At 72.0% G+C, this 20,699-nt stretch carries 21 protein-coding genes and 1 tRNA gene; 12 read left to right on the top strand and 10 right to left on the bottom strand.

The window, feature by feature from the left end:
- Nucleotides 1-53 precede the first annotated feature (53 nt).
- Both OHT74_RS22945 and OHT74_RS22950 read left to right on the top strand, forming a co-directional pair.
- Entirely contained in the window at nucleotides 54-404 is a 351-nt protein-coding gene (locus tag OHT74_RS22945) for an ArsR/SmtB family transcription factor (protein WP_328621244.1), read from the top strand.
- Nucleotides 405-708: 304 nt separating this feature from the next.
- A complete protein-coding gene (locus tag OHT74_RS22950; protein WP_266666250.1) occupies nucleotides 709-930 on the top strand; it encodes a hypothetical protein in 222 nt (73 codons plus the stop codon).
- 4 nt (nucleotides 931-934) lie between these two features.
- On the opposite strand, the gene mscL is transcribed toward OHT74_RS22950, so the two are convergent.
- The 3 genes from mscL to OHT74_RS22965 all read right to left on the bottom strand — a co-directional run bounded on the left by mscL (nucleotide 935) and on the right by OHT74_RS22965 (nucleotide 2,657).
- Nucleotides 935-1,489 carry a large conductance mechanosensitive channel protein MscL gene (mscL, locus tag OHT74_RS22955; RefSeq protein ID WP_328621245.1) on the bottom strand — a complete coding sequence of 185 codons (555 nt, stop codon included), beginning with the start codon at nucleotides 1,487-1,489 and terminating at the stop codon, nucleotides 935-937.
- A gap of 123 nt (nucleotides 1,490-1,612) precedes the next feature.
- Nucleotides 1,613-2,182 carry a hypothetical protein gene (locus OHT74_RS22960; RefSeq protein WP_328621246.1) on the bottom strand — a complete coding sequence of 190 codons (570 nt, stop codon included), beginning with the start codon at nucleotides 2,180-2,182 and terminating at the stop codon, nucleotides 1,613-1,615.
- A 148-nt stretch (nucleotides 2,183-2,330) separates the two neighbouring features.
- On the bottom strand, nucleotides 2,331-2,657 hold the full coding sequence (locus OHT74_RS22965; protein ID WP_266666256.1) for an ArsR/SmtB family transcription factor: 327 nt from the start codon (nucleotides 2,655-2,657) through the stop codon (nucleotides 2,331-2,333).
- A gap of 115 nt (nucleotides 2,658-2,772) precedes the next feature.
- On the opposite strand from OHT74_RS22965, the gene OHT74_RS22970 reads away from it, so the two are divergent.
- Nucleotides 2,773-3,753: a quinone oxidoreductase family protein gene (locus OHT74_RS22970; RefSeq protein WP_266666258.1), complete on the top strand. Its 981-nt coding sequence runs from the start codon at nucleotides 2,773-2,775 to the stop codon at nucleotides 3,751-3,753.
- A gap of 16 nt (nucleotides 3,754-3,769) precedes the next feature.
- On the opposite strand, the gene pyrF is transcribed toward OHT74_RS22970, so the two are convergent.
- The 6 genes from pyrF to OHT74_RS23000 form a co-directional block, all read right to left on the bottom strand.
- Nucleotides 3,770-4,462 carry an orotidine-5'-phosphate decarboxylase gene (pyrF, locus tag OHT74_RS22975; protein ID WP_266666260.1) on the bottom strand — a complete coding sequence of 231 codons (693 nt, stop codon included), beginning with the start codon at nucleotides 4,460-4,462 and terminating at the stop codon, nucleotides 3,770-3,772.
- Between the two features lie 16 nt (nucleotides 4,463-4,478).
- Nucleotides 4,479-5,036, bottom strand: coding sequence for a carboxymuconolactone decarboxylase family protein (locus tag OHT74_RS22980; RefSeq protein WP_328621247.1), 558 nt, complete (start codon nucleotides 5,034-5,036; stop codon nucleotides 4,479-4,481).
- 93 nt (nucleotides 5,037-5,129) lie between these two features.
- A complete protein-coding gene (locus tag OHT74_RS22985) occupies nucleotides 5,130-5,963 on the bottom strand; it encodes an S-methyl-5'-thioadenosine phosphorylase (protein WP_266666264.1) in 834 nt (277 codons plus the stop codon).
- Between the two features lie 84 nt (nucleotides 5,964-6,047).
- Nucleotides 6,048-6,344 (bottom strand): FmdB family zinc ribbon protein, encoded by a 297-nt coding sequence (locus OHT74_RS22990; RefSeq protein ID WP_078613644.1) that lies wholly within the window; start codon nucleotides 6,342-6,344, stop codon nucleotides 6,048-6,050.
- A gap of 67 nt (nucleotides 6,345-6,411) precedes the next feature.
- A complete protein-coding gene (locus tag OHT74_RS22995) occupies nucleotides 6,412-7,746 on the bottom strand; it encodes an MFS transporter (protein WP_328621248.1) in 1,335 nt (444 codons plus the stop codon).
- Nucleotides 7,747-8,144: 398 nt separating this feature from the next.
- Nucleotides 8,145-9,692: a potassium/proton antiporter gene (locus OHT74_RS23000; protein ID WP_266999437.1), complete on the bottom strand. Its 1,548-nt coding sequence runs from the start codon at nucleotides 9,690-9,692 to the stop codon at nucleotides 8,145-8,147.
- 200 nt (nucleotides 9,693-9,892) lie between these two features.
- Here OHT74_RS23000 and OHT74_RS23005 point away from each other — a divergent pair, with 200 nt between their 5' ends.
- Nucleotides 9,893-12,709, top strand: coding sequence for a penicillin acylase family protein (locus OHT74_RS23005; protein WP_328621249.1), 2,817 nt, complete (start codon nucleotides 9,893-9,895; stop codon nucleotides 12,707-12,709).
- Here the strand turns inward: OHT74_RS23005 and OHT74_RS23010 are convergent.
- On the bottom strand, nucleotides 12,699-13,313 hold the full coding sequence (locus OHT74_RS23010; RefSeq protein WP_266666271.1) for a 5-formyltetrahydrofolate cyclo-ligase: 615 nt from the start codon (nucleotides 13,311-13,313) through the stop codon (nucleotides 12,699-12,701). The genes OHT74_RS23005 and OHT74_RS23010 overlap by 11 nt on opposite strands.
- Before the next feature lie 96 nt (nucleotides 13,314-13,409).
- Here OHT74_RS23010 and galU point away from each other — a divergent pair, with 96 nt between their 5' ends.
- The 8 genes from galU to OHT74_RS23050 all read left to right on the top strand — a co-directional run bounded on the left by galU (nucleotide 13,410) and on the right by OHT74_RS23050 (nucleotide 20,683).
- The gene (galU, locus tag OHT74_RS23015) at nucleotides 13,410-14,312 is read left to right on the top strand and encodes a UTP--glucose-1-phosphate uridylyltransferase GalU (RefSeq protein WP_266666273.1); all 903 of its coding nucleotides are present in this window, start codon (nucleotides 13,410-13,412) and stop codon (nucleotides 14,310-14,312) included.
- A gap of 4 nt (nucleotides 14,313-14,316) precedes the next feature.
- Nucleotides 14,317-15,657, top strand: coding sequence for a molybdotransferase-like divisome protein Glp (glp, locus tag OHT74_RS23020; RefSeq protein WP_328621250.1), 1,341 nt, complete (start codon nucleotides 14,317-14,319; stop codon nucleotides 15,655-15,657).
- Between the two features lie 74 nt (nucleotides 15,658-15,731).
- Entirely contained in the window at nucleotides 15,732-16,244 is a 513-nt protein-coding gene (moaC, locus tag OHT74_RS23025) for a cyclic pyranopterin monophosphate synthase MoaC (protein ID WP_328621251.1), read from the top strand.
- A complete protein-coding gene (locus OHT74_RS23030) occupies nucleotides 16,241-16,867 on the top strand; it encodes a molybdenum cofactor biosynthesis protein B (RefSeq protein WP_399242426.1) in 627 nt (208 codons plus the stop codon). The genes moaC and OHT74_RS23030 overlap by 4 nt, the downstream gene beginning before the upstream one ends.
- A gap of 17 nt (nucleotides 16,868-16,884) precedes the next feature.
- On the top strand, nucleotides 16,885-17,493 hold the full coding sequence (locus OHT74_RS23035) for a GNAT family N-acetyltransferase (protein WP_266666279.1): 609 nt from the start codon (nucleotides 16,885-16,887) through the stop codon (nucleotides 17,491-17,493).
- 178 nt (nucleotides 17,494-17,671) lie between these two features.
- Entirely contained in the window at nucleotides 17,672-18,697 is a 1,026-nt protein-coding gene (gene sepX / locus OHT74_RS23040; protein WP_266666281.1) for a divisome protein SepX/GlpR, read from the top strand.
- 76 nt (nucleotides 18,698-18,773) lie between these two features.
- Nucleotides 18,774-18,847: transfer RNA gene (locus tag OHT74_RS23045), tRNA-Ala, on the top strand.
- A gap of 468 nt (nucleotides 18,848-19,315) precedes the next feature.
- Nucleotides 19,316-20,683, top strand: coding sequence for a CoA transferase (locus tag OHT74_RS23050; RefSeq protein WP_328621252.1), 1,368 nt, complete (start codon nucleotides 19,316-19,318; stop codon nucleotides 20,681-20,683).
- Nucleotides 20,684-20,699: the final 16 nt, after the last annotated feature.

Below are 20,699 nucleotides of genomic sequence, written 5' to 3' on the forward strand. Positions count from 1 at the left end.
AGGCGGCCGTGCAGGTACGATGCAAGTCATACCTGTAGTGAAGGAGGTTCGGCATGCCCGACGAGGACGGCCATCCCGCGCCCGAAGAAATGGATCTCGGCGAAGTGCTGTCCGCACTCGCCGACGGGCACCGCCGCAGGGTGATCCTGACCCTGCTCGCCGAGCCGGACGGCACCGAGCGGCACTGCAGCTCCTTCGGCCTGCCGGTGTCGAAGGCCACCAGGACCCACCACTTCCGGGTGCTGCGCCAGGCCGGCCTGGTCCGCCAGGTCAACCGCGGCAACAGCAACATGGCCACGCTGCGCCGCGCCGACCTCGAACAGCGCTTCCCCGGGCTGCTCGACGTCCTGCGCCGGGAAGCCGGCCGCCCCGGCCGCCCCGGCCGGCCCGCCGAACCGCAGTAGAGGTTTGTGAAGCTTTCATGGGCGGGTGAGGGGGCCTTCGGTCCAGGGGCCCGGAGAAGTACCCGCACCTGACCATCCGGGTCAGCGGCCCCCTTCAGCCAGCAGAAGGTCATCTTCAAGCGGAAGCACAACTGGCTGATGACCTGGCTCTACGTCGGCACCTTCGGGTCCTTCATCGGCTTCTACGCGACCTGCCTGGCCGTGTGCTGGGGGTTCCACACCCGCAAGGGCCCCGAGGCTCCCAGCCGATCCCGCGCCGGGGCGGGGCCGGAGGGCCGGCCGGGGGCGGCCGTACCCTGGAGGCATGAGCACCGCCCCCGCCTCCGACCCGCAGTCCTCGCAGCCCGAATCCCGGCCCGAGGCCGCGCCCGCGGCGAAGCCCAGGCCCCGGCTCGTCTTCGACGACCCGCTGGACCAGCAGTCCGCGGACGACACCGACCGCGGATGGGGCGAGCGGCCGCCCGCCGGCGGGAGCGCCGGCGACCTGGCCCGCTTCCTCGACGAGAAGCCGCCGCACCACCTCTGACCAGCTAGTACCCCGAGCCGGGGTGACCGTACTGGCCGCCCTGGCCGCCATACCCGCCCTGGCCGCCATACCCGCCCTGGCCGCCCTGGCCGCCCTGGCCATTCTGGCTGCGCTGGGCGATCAGCTCGTCCCGGATCTCCTTGAGGACCACCAGCTCGGTGATCTCCATGGTCTCCTGGACACCCTCCTTGGCCCGGCGGCGCTGCTCCATCTTGGCGAGGTACTTCGACATCGGCAGAACCATCAGGAAATAGACGACCGCGGCCGTGATCAAGAAGGTCAGCGCGGCGTTCAGCACCGATCCCCAGAGGATGTTGACGCCGGTGGGCTCCCCCTTCGCGTCGATGCCGCAGGGGTCCTTCAGGCAGGACGTGTAACCGTCCAGGCTCTTCGTACCGATGGCGCCCACCAGCGGGCTGATGATCCCCTTCACCACCGAGTTCACGATGTTCGTGAACGCGGCGCCGATGACGACCGCCACCGCCAGGTCGACCACGTTGCCGCGCATCAGGAAGGCCTTGAAGCCTGCCAGAACGCTCTCCTTCTTCTTCTCGCTCACCACTGAGCCTCTCTTCGAATCCGCCGAACATGGAGCCAACGGTTCCGAAAGCTACGGCAGTCCGGGCCCGGCGTGTCCAATCGGGGCCCGGCTTGTGATGACTTGACTGCACGCCCGTCCGATTCAGCACAACGTCACCGCCAGTCGTGCCACTGCGCCCGCCCCCACGAGAGCCCGCGCCGTGTCCCGGGGGACCGACAGGACCACCAGCGCCCCGCCGTCCCCAACGCCCTTCTCCGGGTCGGGCACTTCGACGACCCGGGCCCCCGCGGCAACGACCCTCGGCGGGCCGGCGCGCTCCGCCGCCACCACGTCCACCCGGTCCCCGGAGCGCAGCAGCCGCACCGTCGCCGCGTCCGCGATGCGCACCGGCGCCGACACCCACCGCACTGCCGCAGGCGGCGGTTTCACCTCCTGCGGCGCCGCGCCCCGCGAAGCCTGCGCCTCCGTCCCGCCCACCACCGCCAGCGCGGCCGCCAGGACGGCCAGCCCGGCCGACGCGGCCCGCCGCCGACGCCGTACGGCGCGGCGCAGCCGGTCCCCGCCCCGGCCGACGCGAAGCGGGGGGAAGGCCGGCACCGGGCGCGCAGGGGGACACGTAGAGGGAGCGGAAGGAGCGGAGAGAGGGGAAGGAAGGGAAGGAGCCGAAGGGGAAGGAGTCGAAGGGGAAGGGACGCACGAGGTCCTGGACATGACGGCCACCACCAGTGAGCTGAGTTCCGGTGTCCGGGCCCATCGCCCGGACACCCCTCACGATCCGCCGCCCCGCCGAATCCCGCTCGCGCCTGTGGACAATCCCCAGCCTGTGGACAACGTCGTCACCCACAGGAGCGGGTGCCCGTCAGGCTTCGGCGCTCTCCTCGCGCAGGACCAGCGCCAGCAGCCCCGGGAAGCGGGCCTCGAACTCCGCGCGCCGCAGCCGGTTGACGCGCCCCCGCCCCTGGTCGCGCTGCTCCAGCAGCCCGGAGCCGCGCAGCACCGCGAAGTGGTGGCTGAGGGCCGCCTTGCCCACGGGTACGTCGAAGGTGCCGCAGCTGCGCTCCCAGTCGCCCACACCCGCGAGTTCCCGTACGAGCTGCAGCCGCACCGGGTCGGCGAGTGCGGCGAGGGCGGCCTGGACCGGCACGTCGTCGGGGTGGGTGTGCTCGGGTTCGGCCCGGTGTCCCATCGCGGATCCTCCCTGCAGCGGGCTTGCGCCCTTGCGGAATGTTCGATGAAAACCGTACAGTCGCGTCACCGCAGTGTTCGCTTTTCGTTGAACAGTCTAGCCGGGGGTACCAGTCATGCACGCAGTCGAGTTCCACGAGTTCGGCGGACCCGACGTCCTCCACGCCACCGAGGTCCCGGTGCCGGAGCCGGCCCACGGCGAGGTGACCGTTGACGTCGCCTACGCCGGAGTCAACTTCGCCGACGTCCTGGCCCGGGCCCACGGCTACCGGGTCCCGGCCCTGCCCTTCCGCCCCGGCCTCGAGATCTCCGGCCGCATCCGGGCCGTGGGCCCCGGAGTCGAGGGGCTGCGCCCCGGCCAGGAGGTCGCCGCCCTCACCTCGCACAGCGGCTACGCCGAGGTCGCCGTAGCCCCCGCCGCGACCGTCTTCGCGCTCCCCGAGGGCATCTCCCTGCGCACCGCCGCCACCCTGCCGACCGTCCTGCCCACGGTCCAGGGGCTCGTGCACGAGGTCGGCCGGCTGCGCGCCGGGGAGACCGTACTCGTCCAGAGCGCGGCCGGCGGCATCGGGACCGTTGCCGCCCAGGTCGCCCGGCTCGCCGGAGCCCGCGCCGTCTACGGCGTCGTCTCCCGCCCCGAAAAGGCTGCGGAAGCCCTCAAGTACGGCTACGACGAGGTGTTCGTCGGTGACGGCTTCACCGCGGACGTGCTCCGCGCCACCGGCGGCCGTGGAGTCGACCTCGCCCTCGACCCCGTGGGCGGCGACACCTTCCGCCGCAGTCTGGACTCCCTCGCGCGCTACGGCCGCCTCGTCGCCTACGGCAACGCCGGCGGAGCCGCACCCTGGCAGATCGGCCAGCCCGAGCTCAACCCGCGCGGACTCTCCGTCGGCGGCTTCTCCGTCCTCACCCTCGCCCAGGACGACCCCGAGGCGCTGCGCGCCCTCGCCGCCGACTCCTTCCGGCTCGCCGCGAGCGGCAAGGTCGAACTGCCGGTCACCGCAGAGTTCCCCCTCGCCCAAGCCGCCGAGGCCCACCGCCTGATGGACACCCGCACCACCACCGGCAAGCTGCTGCTCCGCGTCGCGGGGGAGTGAGGCCGATCCGGGGCCGCTACCCGCCCTCCCGGACGCGCCGCAGCGCCGCCACCGGGTCGGCGGCCCGCGTCACCGACCGCCCCACCACCACGTGCGAGGCCCCGGCGGCAAAGGCGGCCTGCGCCGTCCCGGCCCGGGCGGCGTGCTCGCCCACCTCCCCGCCGGCCAGGGTGACGCCCGGCGTCACGATCAGCGGCCGCGGCCCCAGCACGTCCCGCAGTGCCCCGGCTTCCCGCGGCGAGGCGATGACCCCGTCGCACCCCGCGCCCATCGCCAGCCGGGCCAGCCGCTGCACCTGCTCGTCGGTCGTCGCGCCGATGCCGATGTCGGCGAGGTCGCTCCCGGTCATGCTCGTGACCACCGTCAGCGCGAGCACCCGCAGCCCGGGGAACTCCCGGGCCGCGTCCACCGCCGCGGCCATGATCCCCGTACCGCCCATCGCGTGCACCGTCACCATCGACGCGCCCAGCACGCCCGCGGCGCGCACCGCGCCCGCCACGGAATTCGGGATCTCGAAGAGCTTCAGGTCCAGGAACACCTCGTGCCCGCGCCCGACGAGCTCCTCGACGAGGCCGGGCCCGGCGGCGGTGAGTAGCTCCAGCCCGATCTTGTAGTGGCCGCAGGCGTCCCCGAGGCGGTCGACGAGCGCCTCGGCGTCCCGGCGGCCGGCGAAGTCGAGGGCGACGATCGTCCTGCTGTCGTTGATCACTCCGTCATTGTGCGGTTCACGGCCGGGCCGGGATCTCGCAGGCCTCCGAGAAGCCCTGGCTGGTCAGGCCGAAGGCGCGGTTGGCCCGCGAGCGCCAGTTCTCCAGCGCGACCATCGCGGTGAGTTCGACGAACGCCGCCTCTCCCAGGCGCGCGATCAGCTCCGCGGCGAGCTCGTCCGTGACCGCCGGCTCGGTCTCGGTCATGGCCTCGGCGTACTCCATGACCAGCAGCTCCGGCTCCGTGAACGTCTCGCGGTTCTCCCGCCAGCGCGGCGCCTGCCCGATCTTCCGCGCCGACAGCCCCCGTTCCAGGCCCTCCCAGTAGCCGAAGTCCATGCACCACGAGCAGTTGATCCGGGCCGCCGCCGCCATCACCGCGAGGTGCTTCAGCCCGGCGTCGAGGGCGTACCACTTCGCCGCCTGCTGCTCGAGGCGGACGTACGTGAACAGCACGCGCGAGTTGTGCCCGTACGCCTGGCCGGGGTCGAGCACCTTGCCGTACCTGCGGCGCGAGTACCAGGCGCCGATGCGCATGAGGAGGGTGCGGGGCGGGGTGAGCGAAATGCGCGACATGGCGGTCGCCTCCTGGACGGTCGGTCGGTCTCGTCGGTCCTTCACCAGCCGAGACCGGACAGCCCTCCGGAATGTGACAGCAGGCAGGGTCGGTCAGGGCAGCTCGATGCCCAGGTCCCAGCCGTCGTGGGCGTGGGTGCACAGGCAGTCGCGGGACTCCGTCGGCGGCAGCGCCGCCACCGCGTCGAAGAGGACATCGCGCAGGCGGCCCACGTTCTCGCCGAACACCTTCAGGACCTCCGTGTGAGACACGCCCTCACCCGTCTCCGCGCCCGCGTCCAGGTCGGTGACCAGCGCCATCGAGGTGTAGCAGAGCCCCAGCTCGCGCGCGAGGACCGCCTCCGGGTGGCCCGTCATGCCGACGACCGACCAGCCCATCGCCGCGTGCCACTTCGATTCGGCGCGCGTCGAGAACCGGGGGCCCTCGATCACGACCATCGTGCCGCCGTCCACCGGCTCCCACGCACGGCCCCGCGCCGCCGCCAGCGCCACCGAGCGGCCCACCGGGCAGTACGGGTCGGCGAAGGTGGTGTGCACGACGTTGGGCACAGTGCCGTCGGGCAGCGGCTCCCCGTCGAAGAAGGTCTGCGCCCGGGACTTCGTACGGTCGACCAGCTGGTCGGGAACGAGCAGCGTGCCCGGGCCGTACTCGGTGCGCAGCCCGCCGACCGCGCACGGGCCGAGCACCTGGCGCACGCCCACCGAACGCAGCGCCCACAGGTTGGCCCGGTAGTTGATCTTGTGGGGCGGGACCTTGTGGCTGCGGCCGTGGCGCGGGAGGAAGGCGATCTGCCGCCCGGCCAGCTCGCCGAAGAAGAGGGAGTCGCTCGGGGGCCCGTACGGGGTGTCCACCTGGACCTCGGAGACGTCCTCCAGGAAGGAGTAGAAGCCCGAGCCGCCGATGACACCGATCTCTGCGTTAGCCATGGCGCCACCCTAACCGGGCATGCACAAGGCCCCGCCGCCCGGAAGGGGCGGCGGGGCCTTGTGAAGAACGGACGAGATCAGAGATCAGGCAGCCGACGTGGAGCTGCTGCTCGAGCTCGACGTCGAAGACGTGCTGGACGTCGACGAAGCGGCCGGGGCGGCAGGCGTCGACGGCTTCGAGGCAGGGGTGCTGCTCGACGAAGCGCCACGGCTGTCGTTCCGGTAGAAACCGGATCCCTTGAAGACGATGCCGACCGCGGAGAACACCTTCTTCAGGCGTCCGTGGCAGTTCGGGCACTCGGTCAGTGCGTCATCGGTGAACTTCTGCACGGCCTCAAGGCCCTCACCGCACTCGGTGCACTGGTACTGGTAGGTCGGCACGAATTTCCTCCTGGCACTCTGACTCGATGAGTGCTAACGACGTTCCATGGTGACGTATTCCGGCCGATCAGTCCACCGTCACCGGCACGCGGTGACCGAGACCACGCTCGTTCACCCGCGCACCAGGGGCCTCCGCAACAGCAGTCGCAGGCGATCCCGGCGACGAGCTGATGATCCGGCTCGGGGCCTTCGGAGCCAGGCTCGACCGCAGCGCGAGCAGGGTCGCCAGCGCCAGCACGGTGCCCGCCATGGGCACCAGGAAGCCGTACGAGGACCCGTGCGCGTCCGTCAGACGGCCGGCCAGGGTCACGGCGGTGGCCTGACCGAAGGCGACCGCACCGGTCAGCCAGGTGAAGGCCTCGGTCCGGGCGTTCGCCGGGATCAGCGACTCGATCATCGTGTAGCCGGTGATCAGGGCCGGGGCGATGCACAGGCCGACGACCAGGCCGAGCGCGCCCAGCAGAATCATCGAGTGGGCGGTCCACAGGACCGAGGCGGCCACGGTGAGGCCGGCGTAGCCGAGCAGCAGCCGGCGGCGCGGGCCGATCTTCCAGGCGATGGCGCCGCAGGCGATGCCCGCCGTCATGTTGCCGGCCGCGAAGACGCCGTAGAGCAGGCCGTTCGCACCGGGGTTGCCGATCTCGTTCGAGAAGGCGGCCAGCGACACCTGCATGCCGCCGAAGACGGCGCCGATGCCGAGGAAGGCCACGATCAGGATGCGCAGGCCCGGGAAAGACAGCGCGGAGGCGTGCTTCTGGCCCCCGGCCGCGGCGGCGTGCACCTTCGGCTGGGTGGCGCGCTGGGTGGCGAAGACCAGACCGCCGGCCAGCGTCAGCGCGGCCTCGGTGATCAGACCGGCGGCCGGGTGGACGCCGGTGCACAGGGCGGTCGCCAGCACCGGGCCGACGACGAAGGTGAACTCGTCGGTGACGGACTCGAACGCGGCGGCCGTCGGCAGCAGCGGGGAGCCCTCTAGCCTGGCCGCCCAGCGGGCCCGGACCATCGGTCCGACCTGCGGGACGGAGGCGCCGGCCGGGACGGCGGCCAGGGCCAGCGCCCATACGGGAGCGCCCAGCAGCGCGAGCGCCACGAGGGTGCTGACGGCGGCGGAGTGCATGAGGACGACGGGGACCAGAACGGCGCTCTGGCCGCGGCGGTCGGTGAGCTTGCCCATCACCGGGGCGGACAGCGCCATCGAGACACCGGTGACGGCGGCGACGATGCCGGCGCTGCCGTAGGAACCGGTGGTGTGCTGCACGAGCAGCAGGATGCTGATGGTCAGCATGCCGAACGGGAGCCGGGCGGCGAATCCCGGGAGAACGAAGCCGATGGCGCCGGGCGTGCGCAGGAGCTGCCCGTAACCGGGGCGTGCGGACTTGTCGGTCGTGACCGCGGATGTCACGGCCTGGCCTTTCCGCTGCCTGGTAGAGCGTCCCCGTCTGCGGACGGTGTGCCGCCTCGTGAGCGACCGCACCCGTACATGTGGGAGCCCCGAGAGCTGTCCTCTTGCGCAGAACCGAGTGATACCTGGGCGCCCACTGCGGGAGGGAGCCACGGCCGCTTTGCGGTCGCGCCAGCTCTGCGTCAGGCAGAGTTGGTTCGATGTGGTGTGCCTTTATCGTACAGGCAGACCGGGCGTGTGTCCTGTGATTCCGGCGACAGGGTGTGTCTTCACCTGCGATTAACTGGAAGTTCGCATTCCGTGGGAGGTAAAGCCTGGCAAAACGGCCCGCAAACCCCCGAAAACACAGAATTAGAACGGCGCTCTAACTCTCTGTTCAAGTCCGGGACCGGCCCCGCTCAAGCCCCGTTCGAGCCCGTGCCGAGCCATCCGGCCAGCTTGCCGCCCCGGGCCACGGCCCGCAGCCGGGCCTCCGCTGCGTCCCGTACCGGATCCGTGGCCACCACCAGCAGCTCGTCCCCGCGCCGCAGCACGGTCGACGGCAGCGGTACGAAGCTCTTCGCGTCCCGGACCACCAGCGTCACCGAAGCCCCCGGCGGCAGCCGCAGCTCGCTCACCTCGACGCCGTGCATGCGCGAGGCGTCCGGGATGGCGAAGGACAGCAGGTGTCCGCGCAGCTTCTCCAGCGGCGCCGACTCGATCCCCAGGTCGGCGGCGCCCTCGTCGCCGGCGCCGAGCTCCAGCTTGCGCGCGAGCCACGGCAGGGTCGGTCCCTGGACCAGGGTGTAGACGACGACCAGCACGAAGACGATGTTGAAGACGCGGTCGCTGCCCTCGATCCCGGTCACCATCGGGATGGTCGCCAGGATGATGGGCACGGCACCGCGCAGCCCCGCCCACGACATCAGCGCCTGCTCCTGCCAGGGCAGCCGGAACGGCAGGAGGCTGACGAAGACCTCCAGCGGGCGCGCCACCATCGTCAGGACCAGTCCGATGACCACGGCGGGCCAGAAGTCCTGGGCCAGCTCGTGCGGGGTGACCAGCAGGCCCAGCAGGACGAACATGCCGATCTGGGCGATCCAGCCGAGCCCGTCCGCGAACCCCCGGGTCGCCGGCCAGTGCGGGAGCTTCGCGTTCCCGAGCACCATGGCCGCCAGGTAGACGGCGAGGAAGCCGGAGCCGTGCGCCATCGCGCCGGCCGCATACGCCGTCACGGCGATCGCCATCACGGCGATCGGGTAGAGGCCGGAGGCGGGCAGGGCCACGTGCCGAAGGCCGTACGCCCCCATGAAGCCCACCGACAGGCCGATCGCGACGCCGATCGCCAGCTCGAGGGCGATCTTGCCGAGCAGGACGTACCACTGGTCCACCGGGCCGACGGAAGCGAAGGCGACGACCAGGATGACGACGGGGGCGTCGTTGAAGCCCGACTCGGCCTCCAGCACACCCGTGATCCGCGCGGGCAGTGGCACCTTGCGCAGGACGGAGAAGACGGCCGCCGCGTCGGTCGAGGAGACGACCGCGCCGATCAGCAGGGCCTGGCGCCAGTCCAGTCCGACCAGGTAGTGCGCGCCGGCCGCCGTGACGCCGACGCTGATCGCGACGCCGACCAGAGACAGGACGATGGCGGCCGGCAGAGCGGGCTTGATCTGTTTCCACTTGGTGCCCAGACCACCCTCGGCGAGGATCACGACGAGCGCGGCATAACCGATGACCTGAGTCAGTTCGGCGTTGTCGAAGACGACGTTGCCGATGCCGTCCTGGCCTATCGCGATGCCTATGCCGAGGTAGATGAGCAGGCTGGGGAGGCCGCTGCGTGAAGAGATGCGTACCGCCGCGACGGCGACGAGCAGCACGAGCGAGCAGACCAGCAGGAGCTCATTGAGCGTGTGGACGGTCAGCGGGCGGCCCTTTCCCTCAAGGCGCCAGGCGGAACGTTCCTCCAGGCGACAAGTCCGGCAAGATCGGCAGGTACTTCGTTACCTTACCTAATATTTGACGCGCCCTTTACGCGATAACCACATTGTGAAACGCCTGATCGGCCCTGTCCTCGTCACCTCGACCCCTGGCGGATCAACGGACTCGGTCCTGCGCCTATGGTTGCTCCCAGCACTCCCAGGACCACCCTGCCCCTCTAAGGACAGCGATGCCCGCCAACGAAACCGCCCCTTCCGTCAAAAAGAAGGGACGACGCGCCCGTCTGATCGTGCTCGTGCTGGTCCTGGCGCTCCTCGCGGGCTTCGGGTACGGGACGTACTGGAGCATGGACAACGTCCGCGCCTCGTTCCCCCAGGCCACCGGCACCCTCAAGGTGCCCGGCCTGACCGGGACCGTGGAGGTCAAACGCGACTCCCACGGCATTCCCCAGCTCTACGCGGACAACGACGACGACCTCTTCCGTGCGCAGGGCTTCGTCCACGCCCAGGACCGCTTCTGGGAGATGGACGTCCGCCGCCACATGACCTCCGGCCGGCTCTCCGAGATGTTCGGGCCCGGCCAGGTCGAGACCGACGCCTTCCTGCGCACGCTCGGCTGGCGCCAGGTCGCGCAGGCGGAGTACGAGACGAAGCTCTCGGCCGAGACGAAGAAGTACCTGCAGGCCTACGCCGACGGGGTCAACGCGTACCTGAAGGGGAAGTCCGGCAAGGACCTCTCCGTCGAGCACGCCGCCCTCAAGCTCAGCGACGACTACCAGCCCGAGCAGTGGACCCCGGTGGACTCGGTGGCCTGGCTCAAGGCGATGGCGTGGGACCTGCGCGGCAACATGCAGGACGAGATCGACCGCGCACTGATGTCCAACAAGCTCACCCAGGCGCAGATCGACGAGCTCTACCCGCCGTACCCCTTCGACCGGAACAAGGCGATCGTCGACGGCGGCAAGATCGACGGCGGGAAGTACGCGCCGCAGGGCGGCGGCGCGGCCGCCGGCTCCACGGGCACGGGCTCCGGCTCCCAGGCCTCGGCGGCCTCCGCCCCCGGCGCCTCCGGCACGAGCGGCCTCGCCGACAACGCGAGCGCCCAGGGCGCGACCGCGGGCCTGCGCATCTCCCTCACCTCGCTCGCCGCCACCCTGGACAAGATCCCCGCGATCCTCGGCCCCAACGGCAGCGGCATCGGATCGAACTCCTGGGTCGTCGCAGGCAAGTACACGACCACCGGCAAGCCGCTGCTCGCCAACGACCCGCACCTGTCCCCGCAGCTGCCCTCGGTCTGGTACCAGATGGGCCTGCACTGCCGCGCGGTCTCGAACCAGTGCAAGTACGACGTCGCCGGCTACACCTTCTCCGGCATGCCCGGCGTGGTCATCGGCCACAACGCCGACATCGCCTGGGGCATGACCAACCTCGGCGCCGACGTCACCGACCTCTACCTCGAGCAGGTCAAGCCCGAGGGCTACGTCTACGACAACAAGGTGGTCCCCTTCACGACCCGTGAAGAGGTCATCAAGATCGCGGGCGGCACCAGCAAGAAGATCACTGTCCGCACCACCAACAACGGCCCGCTGATCTCCGACCGCAGCGACGAGCTCGGCACGGTCGGCAACCGCGCCCCCGTCTCCAGTTCGGCCCCCGACCGCGGCAACGGCTACGCCGTCGCCCTGCGCTGGACCGCCCTGGACGCGGGCAAGTCGATGGACGCCGTCTTCAACCTCGACCGGGCCAAGGACTTCGCCGGCTTCCGCGCCGCCGCCCGCGACTTCGAGGTGCCGTCCCAGAACCTGATCTACGCCGACACCAAGGGCAACATCGGCTACCAGGCCCCGGGCCGCATCCCGATGCGCGGCGCCGGCGACGGCCGCATGCCGGCCCCGGGCTGGGACTCCAAGTACGCCTGGAAGGGCGGCAAGGACGGGAACGCTGGCTACATCCCGCAGGACGAGATGCCGTACGACTACAACCCGGGTCGCGGCTACATCGTCACCGCGAACCAGGCCGTCGTGGAGAGCGGGACCGGCGCGGGCAAGTACCCGTACGTCCTGACCACCGACTGGGGCTACGGCGCCCGCAGCCAGCGGATCAACGACCTCATCGAGGCGAAGATCAAGGACAACGGCAAGATCTCCACCGACGACATGCGCACCATGCAGATGGACAACAGCAGCGAGATCGCCGCGCTGCTCACCCCGATGCTGGCCAAGATCGAGGTCTCGGACCCCGACGTGCGCTCCGCGCAGAAGCTGCTGGAGGGCTGGAACTACACGCAGGAGCCCGACTCGGCGGCGGCCGCGTACTTCAACGCGGTCTGGCGCAACATCCTCAAGCTGTCCTTCGGCGAGAAGATGCCGAAGGAGCTGCGGATCGAGGGCAGCTGCATGAACGTCCGGGAGGAGAGCAGCGGTCCGGTCGACGACCTGGCCAAGACGGTCCGCGAGTGCGGTACCCGCGACTCCGACTCGGCGCAGCCGGACGGCGGCGACCGCTGGTTCGAGGTGGTCCGCCGCCTGGTCAAGGACGAGAAGTCGGCCTGGTGGCAGACGCCCGCCGCCCGCAACCAGCCGGCGACCGCCACCCGCGACCAGCTGTTCGCGCGGGCCATGAAGGACGCCCGCTGGGAGCTGACCGCCAAGCTCGGCAAGGACCAGTCCACCTGGAGCTGGGGCCGCCTGCACCAGCTGACGCTGAAGAACCAGACCATCGGCACCGAGGGCCCCGGCTTCATGCAGTGGCTCCTCAACCGCGGCCCGTGGAACCTGGGCGGCGGCGAGGCCACCGTGAACGCGACCGGCTGGAACGCCTCCAGCGGGTACGGGGTCACCTGGGTCCCCTCGATGCGCATGATCGTGAACCTCAGTGACCTGGACAAGTCCCGCTGGATCAACCTGACCGGCGCCTCGGGCCACGCGTACCACGACAACTACTACGACCAGACGGACATGTGGGCCAAGGGCGAGCTGCTGGACTGGGCCTTCGGCAAGGACGCCGTGGACAAGGCGACCGCGGAGACGCTGACGCTCAAGCCGTGAATCTGATCACCCCCGACGGGGTGGCCACCGCCTGAACGGGGTGGTCGTGCGGTTCCTCCGGGACCCGCGCGACCACCTCTTCGTCGTAGAGGAGCACGACCAGCGCGGGATGCGCCCCGGCGCGCGCCAGGCGCGCCAGCACCCGGTCGTACGAGCCCCCGCCGCGCCCGAGGCGCATCCCGCGGCCGTCCACGGCCAGCCCCGGCAGCAGGACGGCGTCGGCGCCGGCGACCGCGTCCGGCCCGAGCCGGGGCCCGGCCGGCTCCAGCAGCCGCATCTTGCCGGGGTGGGCGGCCTCGGCGAGGCTGCCCGGGCCTTCGTAAGCCGCCCAGTCGAGGTCGTTGTCGGGCAGCAGGACGGGCAGCAGCACCCGCTTCCCGGCCGCGCGCAGGGCGTCCAGCAGATCGCGGGTGCCGGGTTCGGCGCCGACGGAGACGTACGCGGCCACGGTGTGCGCATCGGCCAGTTCGGGCAGTTCAAGAGCGGAGCGGGAGAGCGCGAGGGCCGACGTACGCAGGAATTCGGGGGACAAGGCGCGTCGGGCGGCCAGGAGTTCTCGGCGCAGCCCGGCCTTTTCGGAAGGGTTCGGCGGGTTCCATACCACAGCTGACTCTGATTTCCTTTCAAATCGGGGCGAAGTGGGATCTATTTACCGGAATCAAACCCGGAGTGGTCTCTGCGACCCACTATCGTTCTGCCCATGACTCAGTTGCACCCTGTGATCAAGAAGGCCGTGATCCCGGCCGCAGGTCTCGGCACCCGCTTCCTTCCGGCGACGAAGGCGACGCCCAAGGAAATGCTCCCCGTCGTGGACAAGCCGGCCATCCAGTACGTCGTCGAGGAGGCCGTCTCGGCCGGCCTGGACGACGTTCTCATGATCACGGGGCGTAACAAGCGCGCACTCGAGGACCACTTCGACCGCAACTACGAGCTGGAATCGGCCCTCATCGCCAAGGGTGACGACGACCGGCTCAAGAAGGTCCAGGAGTCCAGCGACCTCGCCACCATGCACTACGTCCGCCAGGGCGACCCGCGCGGCCTCGGCCACGCCGTCCTGTGCGCCGAGCCGCACGTCGGCGACGAGCCCTTCGCCGTCCTCCTCGGCGACGACCTGATCGACCCCCGCGACCCGCTGCTGCGCCAGATGACCGACGTCCACGCCCGCACCGGCGGCACCGTCATCGCCCTCATGGAGGTCGACCCCGCCAACGTCCACCTCTACGGCTGCGCCGCCGTCGAGGCCACGGACGAGGAGGACGTCGTCCGGATCACCGGCCTCGTCGAGAAGCCGGACCCGGCGGACGCGCCCAGCAATTACGCGGTCATCGGACGCTATGTCCTCCACCCCGCGATCTTCGACATACTGCGGGAGACCGAGCCGGGCCGCGGCGGGGAGATCCAGCTCACCGACGGCCTGCAGAAGCTTGCCGCCGACGAGACCGTGGGCGGCCCGGTGCACGGCGTGGTCTTCCGGGGCCGCCGCTACGACACCGGAGACCGCGGCGACTACCTGCGGGCCATCGTCCGCCTCGCGTGCGAGCGTGAGGACCTGGGCCCGGAGTTCCGCACCTGGCTTCACCGTTACGTCACGGAGGAGATGTAGCACCTTGAGCAGCCGCGCACCGCAGGACACCGGCCACGGCGCCCAGCGCCTGTGGTCGGTCGACGAGCACCTCGCGGACGTCCTCGCCGCCATCCGGCCGCTGGAGCCCATCGAGCTCCAGCTGCTCGACGCCCAGGGCTGTGTCCTGGTCGAGGACGTCACCGTGCCCGTCGCCCTCCCGCCCTTCGACAACAGCTCCATGGACGGGTACGCCGTCCGCACGGCCGATGTCCAGGGCGCGAGCGAGGAGTTCCCCGCGGTGCTGACGGTCATCGGGGACGTGGCGGCGGGCAGCGGCGAGCTGCCCACCGTCGGCCCCGGCCAGACCGCCCGCATCATGACGGGCGCCCCGCTGCCTCCGGGGGCCGAGGCCGTCGTACCGGTCGAGTGGACCGACGGCGGCAGCGGCGGCGGCGCGGCCGCCGGCATGACCCCGGCCAGCGCGGCCCCCGAGGGCGCGGGCGGCGAGGTGCGCGTGCACCGGGCCGCCGAGGCGCGGGCGCACGTACGCTCGCGCGGCAGCGACGTCCAGGCCGGGGACCTCGCCCTGGCCGCCGGCACGGTGCTCGGCCCGCCGCAGATCGCGCTGCTCGCCGCCATCGGGCGGGGCACCGTACGGGTGCGGCCGCGCCCGCGCGTGGTCGTGCTGTCCACCGGCAGCGAGCTGGTCCAGCCGGGTGAGTCGCTGGCCGCGGGGACGATCTACGACTCGAACAGCTTCGCGCTGGCCGCCGCCGCGCGCGACGCCGGGGCGATCTCCTACCGGGTCGGGGCCGTCGCCGACGACGCCGAGACCCTGCGCTCCACCATCGAGGACCAGCTGATCCGGGCGGACCTGCTGGTCACCACGGGCGGCGTCAGCGTCGGCGCGTACGACGTGGTCAAGGAGGCGCTGTCCTCGGTGGGCACGGCCGAGGACGAGCCCGACGGCGGGCGGATGGACTTCCGCAAGCTCGCGATGCAGCCCGGCAAGCCGCAGGGCTTCGGCACCGTCGGCCCGGACCACACCCCCCTGCTGGCCCTGCCCGGCAACCCGGTGTCCTCGTACGTCTCCTTCGAGCTGTTCGTGCGCCCTGCGATCCGCGCGCTCATGGGCCTGGCGGACGTCAACCGGCCCAGCGTGCGGGCGGTCCTGAAGGCCGACGAGGCGCTGGGCTCCCCGGCGGGCCGCCGCCAGTTCCTGCGCGGCAAGTACGACGCGGAGAGCGGCACGGTCAGCCCGGTCGGCGGATCGGGGTCCCACCTGATCGCGGCCCTGGCCCACGCCGACTCGCTGATGGTCGTACCGGAGGACGTCACCTCGGTGGAGCCGGGGGCCGAGCTGGAAGTGGTCCTGCTCGGCTGAAGTCCGGCCGGTGCGGGTAGCGTGTTGCACCACACAGGCCCTTGCGGGGCCCGGAGCGGGAGCGGCACGAACCTATGGCAGCGTTTTCCCGGGGGGCGACCCCCGGACCCCCTGAGCACAGCAGGCTGACGCACATCGACGAGGCCGGCGCGGCCCGGATGGTGGACGTCTCGGAGAAGAACGTCACGACGCGGACGGCACGGGCCAGCGGGCGCGTGCTCGTCTCCGCCCAGGTGATCGAACTGCTCCGTGGCGAGGGCGTGCCCAAGGGCGACGCCCTCGCCACCGCGCGGATCGCCGGGATCATGGGCGCGAAGAAGACCCCCGACCTGATCCCGCTCTGCCACCCGCTGGCCGTATCGGGCGTGAAGGTGGACCTCTCGGTCGCCGACGACGCCGTCGAGATCCTCGCCACCGTCAAGACCACCGACCGCACGGGCGTCGAGATGGAGGCGCTGACCGCCGTGGCGGTCGCCGGGCTCACCGTCATCGACATGGTGAAGGCCGTCGACAAGGGCGCCGTCATCACGGACGTCCGGGTGGAGGAGAAGACCGGCGGCAAGTCCGGCGACTGGACGCGCGCGTGAACGCCCCGCGCGGCGGCGACGCCTTCAGCCATGTCCCCGTACCCGTGCCGCCGGCGGCGGGCGGGACCCGGGCGGCCGAACCGGATGCCGCGGGCGCGGCCCGGGAGCCCGAGCGCGCTTTGCGCGGGCTCGTGGTCACCGCCTCGAACCGTGCCTCGGCGGGCGTGTACGCCGACCGTGGCGGACCGCTGCTGGCCGAGGGGCTCGAGAAGCTCGGCTTCACGGTGGACGGCCCGCGGGTCGTCCCCGACGGGGATCCCGTCGAGCAGGCGCTGCGCGCGGGCGTGGCCGCCGGGTACGACGTCATCCTCACCACCGGCGGCACCGGCATCTCGCCGACCGACCGCACCCCGGACGCCACCGCGCGGGTGCTGGACTACGAGATCCCGGGCATCCCGCAGGCCATCCGGGCCGAGGGCCTGGCGACCGTGCCGACCGCGGCCCTGTCCCGGGGCCTGGCGGGCGTGGCGGGCCGCACCTTGATCGTGAACCTGCCCGGCTCGACCGGGGGCGTCCGCGACGGCCTCGCGGTCCTCACGCGGATCCTGCCGCACGCCGTGGACCAGATCCGGGGCGGCGACCACCCCGTGCCCCCGGGCAGATCCTCCGGGAGCCCGAGCTGAACGGACCCTCCTGGCCGGTGGTGCTGACCGACGGCGACGTCACGCTCCGGCCGATAAAGCTGCGGGACCAGGGTGCCTGGCGCGAGGTCAACCGGCGCAATCGCGACTGGCTCAGGCCGTGGGAGGCGACGATTCCGCCGCCCGCGCCGTGGGGGCCGGTGATCCACCGGCCGACGTACCGGCAGATGGTCCGCCATCTGCGGGCCGAGGCGAACGCGGGGCGGATGCTGCCGTTCGTCATCGAGTACCAGGGCCGCCTCGTCGGCCAGCTGACGGTCGCCGGGATCACCTGGGGCTCGATGTGCGCGGGCCACGTCGGCTACTGGGTCGACCGCGAGGTGGCGGGCCGGGGCGTGATGCCGACGGCCGTCGCGCTCGCCGTGGACCACTGCTTCGCGAAGGTCGGGCTGCACCGGATCGAGGTGTGCATCCGCCCGGAGAACGGGCCGAGCCGGCGGGTGGTGGAGAAGCTGGGCTTCCGCGAGGAGGGGCTGCGGCCGCGCTACCTCCACATCGACGGCGCCTGGCGCGACCACCTCGTGTACGCGCTGACGGCGGAGGAGGTCCCGGAGGGGCTGCTGCGCCGCTGGCACCGCGGACACAGGCAGGGCACCTCGTCGGCGTAGCAGCGTGGTCCGGGAGACTGGTAAACGAATAACTGTTCGAATTATCGGGTCGCGGAACCGATTCGCCCATAACCTGATCCGAAGAATCACAAAAAAAGTCCGTGATATCAGCCAGTTCGTGCGACACACCGGTCCAATTGGCGGATCCGCCCGGCCGCGCCCCTCTACGGTGTGAGGTGTGAGCAGCAGCGGCCTCATCTACGCAGTCATTGTCGGGGCCTGGGCCGCCTACTTGGTGCCCATGTGGCTCCGGAGGCAGGACGAGCTGAACGAAGCCCGTCCGACGGAACGCTTCTCCACCGCCATTCGGCTGCTTTCCGGCCGGGCGGGAATGGAGCGCCGTTACGCCAAGGGGCTGCGTGAACGCGGCGACCAGGAGGCAGAGCCCGCGCACCGCGCGGACCCGGACGCCGCGACGGAAACGGTGAATTCCGTGGACGCCGACGCCCGGCCCGTCGTCGTGCCCCCGACCAGGGCGGAGTCGAGGTCGGCCGTGGCGGAGCGGCACCGGCGCGAGCAGCGCCTGCAGGTGCTCGCACGCCGCCGGCGCACCACCGCGCTCCTCTTCCTGATCTTCACGCTCGGTGCGATCGTCGCGGCGGTCGGCGGCCTGGGCTACCTCTGGGCGCCCGCCGTGCCGGCCCTGCTGCTGAGCGCGTACATCGTGCACCTGCGGGTCCAGGAGCGGCGCCGCTACGAGTTCACCATGGACCGGCGGCGCGCCGAGGCCGCCGCCCGGCAGCTGCGCGAGAACCGCCCGCGCCGCCGTGAGCCGGAGGCCGCGGCGGGATCCGAACCGGACCCTGCGCCACCCGTCTCCCCGCAGGAGGCCGGACGGCGCGCGCTCGTCGAGCAGACCGACCACGCCGAGTGGGTGGACCAGCAGCGCGAGCGCGAGCGCGGCCCCGCCCGCGGTGACAGCTGGGAGCCGGTCCCGGTCCCGCTGCCGACGTACGTGACGGCCCCGGTCGCCCCGCGCGCCACCGGCCCGGCGACCCCGGACGCCTGGAGCGCGACCCGCTCCAGCACGGCCGAGCCGACGGACCCCCGCCTGCGCGCCCAGCCGTCGCCGGCCCCGAAGGCCGAGCCGAAGCCGGACCAGAAACACCAGCCGAACGCCCGCCCGCGCGGCCAGGGCCGCGGCCGCACACCGCTGTTCGACCAGTACGAGAGCGACGACCGCCCGCGCGCTGCGAACGAATGACCGGACCTGCGCGGACGCTCCCCGGTATCGGTTTTGGAGCACCCGCGCGGGGATGCTAATGTTTCACACGTCGCAAGGGCCTGTGGCGCAGTCTGGTAGCGCACCTCGTTCGCATCGAGGGGGTCTGGGGTTCAAATCCCCACAGGTCCACAGACGATGAAGATCCCGTCCGATCGCAAGATCGGGCGGGATCTTCGTGCTTCCCGGGTTCGTTAATCCCTTTGAGTCTCCCCTGTAAGCGGCGGTTAAACTCCGCCTGCCCGTAACCCGTGTGGTGGTCATCCGGGTCGGGCCGTTTGACCTGGGGGGTTCATGAGTTTGCTGCCGATCGGCAGAAGAGTGCGGGGAAGACGGGGGAGAGGCCGCGGGGGCGGTTGCCTCCGGTGCCCTGCTGCTTGCCGTACCAACACCGGTTCCGCCGATGTGATCGCCGACCTGAACGGCTGGTTCACCTCCTGACGGACCTGTGCGAACACCGAGGGGCCCGTCCGATCTCACGATCGGGCGGGCCCCTCGGCCGTGGGCGGCGGGATCAGTTGTCGTCGCGGACGTAACCGCCCGCGAGCAGCGGGGGAGTACGAGACCTGTCCATCCCAAGAGCGGCATGAGAATGGGCCCATGACGATCACGGGTGAGCAGGATGGCGCGACGGCGCAGGCGTGGGGTGCGCTCGGCGGGGCACCGGAGCTCGCCGGGCGGGTGCGGTACCGCGGGGCGCCGGGGCTGGGGGAGGGGCCGCTGCCCGTACGGGAGCTGGCGCGGGCCGCCGTGGGCGTGTGCGCGCTGGCCGCGACGGAGCTGGCCGCGGTACGGGCCGGGGGCGCGGCGGACGAGGTGGAGCCGCCGGTGGTGGACGAGGGGGCCGTGGCCACCGCGTTCGTCAGCGAGCGGCACCTGCGGGTGGCGGGGCGCGAGTTGGTGAACTTCGCGCCGCTCTCGGGGTTCTGGCGGGCGGCGGACGGGTGGGTGCGGACGCACGCCAACTATCCGCATCACCGGGCCGCCCTGGTACGGGCGTTGGGACTGCCGTCCGCGAAGCCCGAGGCGCTGCGGGACGCGGTGGCGGGGCGCGGGGCCGTCGAGGTGCAGGAGCTGGTGTACGGGGAGGGCGGGCTGGCCGTCGCCGTGGCGGGCGGATACGGGGATCCGCAGCCGCTGGTGGAGGTACGGGAGTCCGGGGGCGCGGGGCGGGAGCTCGGGCCGGGGGCGCTCCCCTCGCTGCCCGCGGCCGGGGTGCGGGTGCTGGACCTGACCCGGGTCATCGCGGGGCCGGTCGCGACGCGGACGCTCGGGCTGCTGGGGGCGGACGTGCTCCGGATCGACTCGCCGCGGCTGCCGGAGTCGGACGACGCGTACGCGGACACGGGGTTCGGGAAGCGCTCGGCGCTGCTGGACCTGGCGGATGCGGGGGAGCTGGCCGTCTTCGAGGGGCTGCTGGCCGAGGCCGACGTGGTGGTGACCGGGTACCGGCCGGGGGCGCTGGAGCGGTACGGGCTCGGCGCGGACGAGCTGCTGGAGCGGTGGCCGGGGCTGGTGGTGGCGCAGCTGTGCGCGTGGGGGTGGCAGGGGCCGTGGGCGGGGCGGCGGGGGTTCGACTCGCTGGTGCAGGCGGGGTACGGGGTGGCCGCGGCGTACGGGGACGGGGCGGGTGGGGTGTCGGGGGCGCCGGGGGTGCTGCCGGCGCAGGCGCTGGATCACGGGACCGGGTATCTGGTGGCGGCGGGCGTGCTGAGGGCGCTGGCCGCGGGGGGTGGCCGGGCCCTGCGGTTCTCGCTGGCGGGGACGGCCTCGTGGCTCGTACGGGAGGTTCCGGCGGACGGCCCTGCCGGTTCCTCGGGGAAGGCGTATGCGGCGGAGCCGTGGCTGCGGGAGGTGGACTCGGGGTACGGGGTGCTGCGGTATGCGGGGTCGCCGCTGCCGTTCGGGGAGTGGGGGCGTGGGCCGTCCCGGTGGGGGACGGACCGGGCGGAGTGGCTCCCGCGGTAGCCCCGCCGGGCCGCTG

The organism is Streptomyces sp. NBC_00354, assembly GCF_036106915.1.
Taxonomy (GTDB): Bacteria; Actinomycetota; Actinomycetes; order Streptomycetales; family Streptomycetaceae; genus Streptomyces.

Excerpts from the sequence above, each read along its gene's own strand:
- OHT74_RS22945 (WP_328621244.1), top strand. The coding sequence starts at position 54 with ATGCCCGACGAGGACGGCCATCCCGCGCCCGAAGAAATGGATCTCGGC.
- OHT74_RS22950 (WP_266666250.1), top strand. The coding sequence starts at position 709 with ATGAGCACCGCCCCCGCCTCCGACCCGCAGTCCTCGCAGCCCGAATCC.
- OHT74_RS22960 (WP_328621246.1), bottom strand. The coding sequence starts at position 2,182 with ATGTCCAGGACCTCGTGCGTCCCTTCCCCTTCGACTCCTTCCCCTTCG.
- OHT74_RS22965 (WP_266666256.1), bottom strand. The coding sequence starts at position 2,657 with ATGGGACACCGGGCCGAACCCGAGCACACCCACCCCGACGACGTGCCG.
- OHT74_RS22970 (WP_266666258.1), top strand. The coding sequence starts at position 2,773 with ATGCACGCAGTCGAGTTCCACGAGTTCGGCGGACCCGACGTCCTCCAC.
- OHT74_RS22980 (WP_328621247.1), bottom strand. The coding sequence starts at position 5,036 with ATGTCGCGCATTTCGCTCACCCCGCCCCGCACCCTCCTCATGCGCATC.
- OHT74_RS22985 (WP_266666264.1), bottom strand. The coding sequence starts at position 5,963 with ATGGCTAACGCAGAGATCGGTGTCATCGGCGGCTCGGGCTTCTACTCC.
- OHT74_RS23005 (WP_328621249.1), top strand. The coding sequence starts at position 9,893 with ATGCCCGCCAACGAAACCGCCCCTTCCGTCAAAAAGAAGGGACGACGC.
- galU (WP_266666273.1), top strand. The coding sequence starts at position 13,410 with ATGACTCAGTTGCACCCTGTGATCAAGAAGGCCGTGATCCCGGCCGCA.
- moaC (WP_328621251.1), top strand. The coding sequence starts at position 15,732 with ATGGCAGCGTTTTCCCGGGGGGCGACCCCCGGACCCCCTGAGCACAGC.
- OHT74_RS23050 (WP_328621252.1), top strand. The coding sequence starts at position 19,316 with ATGACGATCACGGGTGAGCAGGATGGCGCGACGGCGCAGGCGTGGGGT.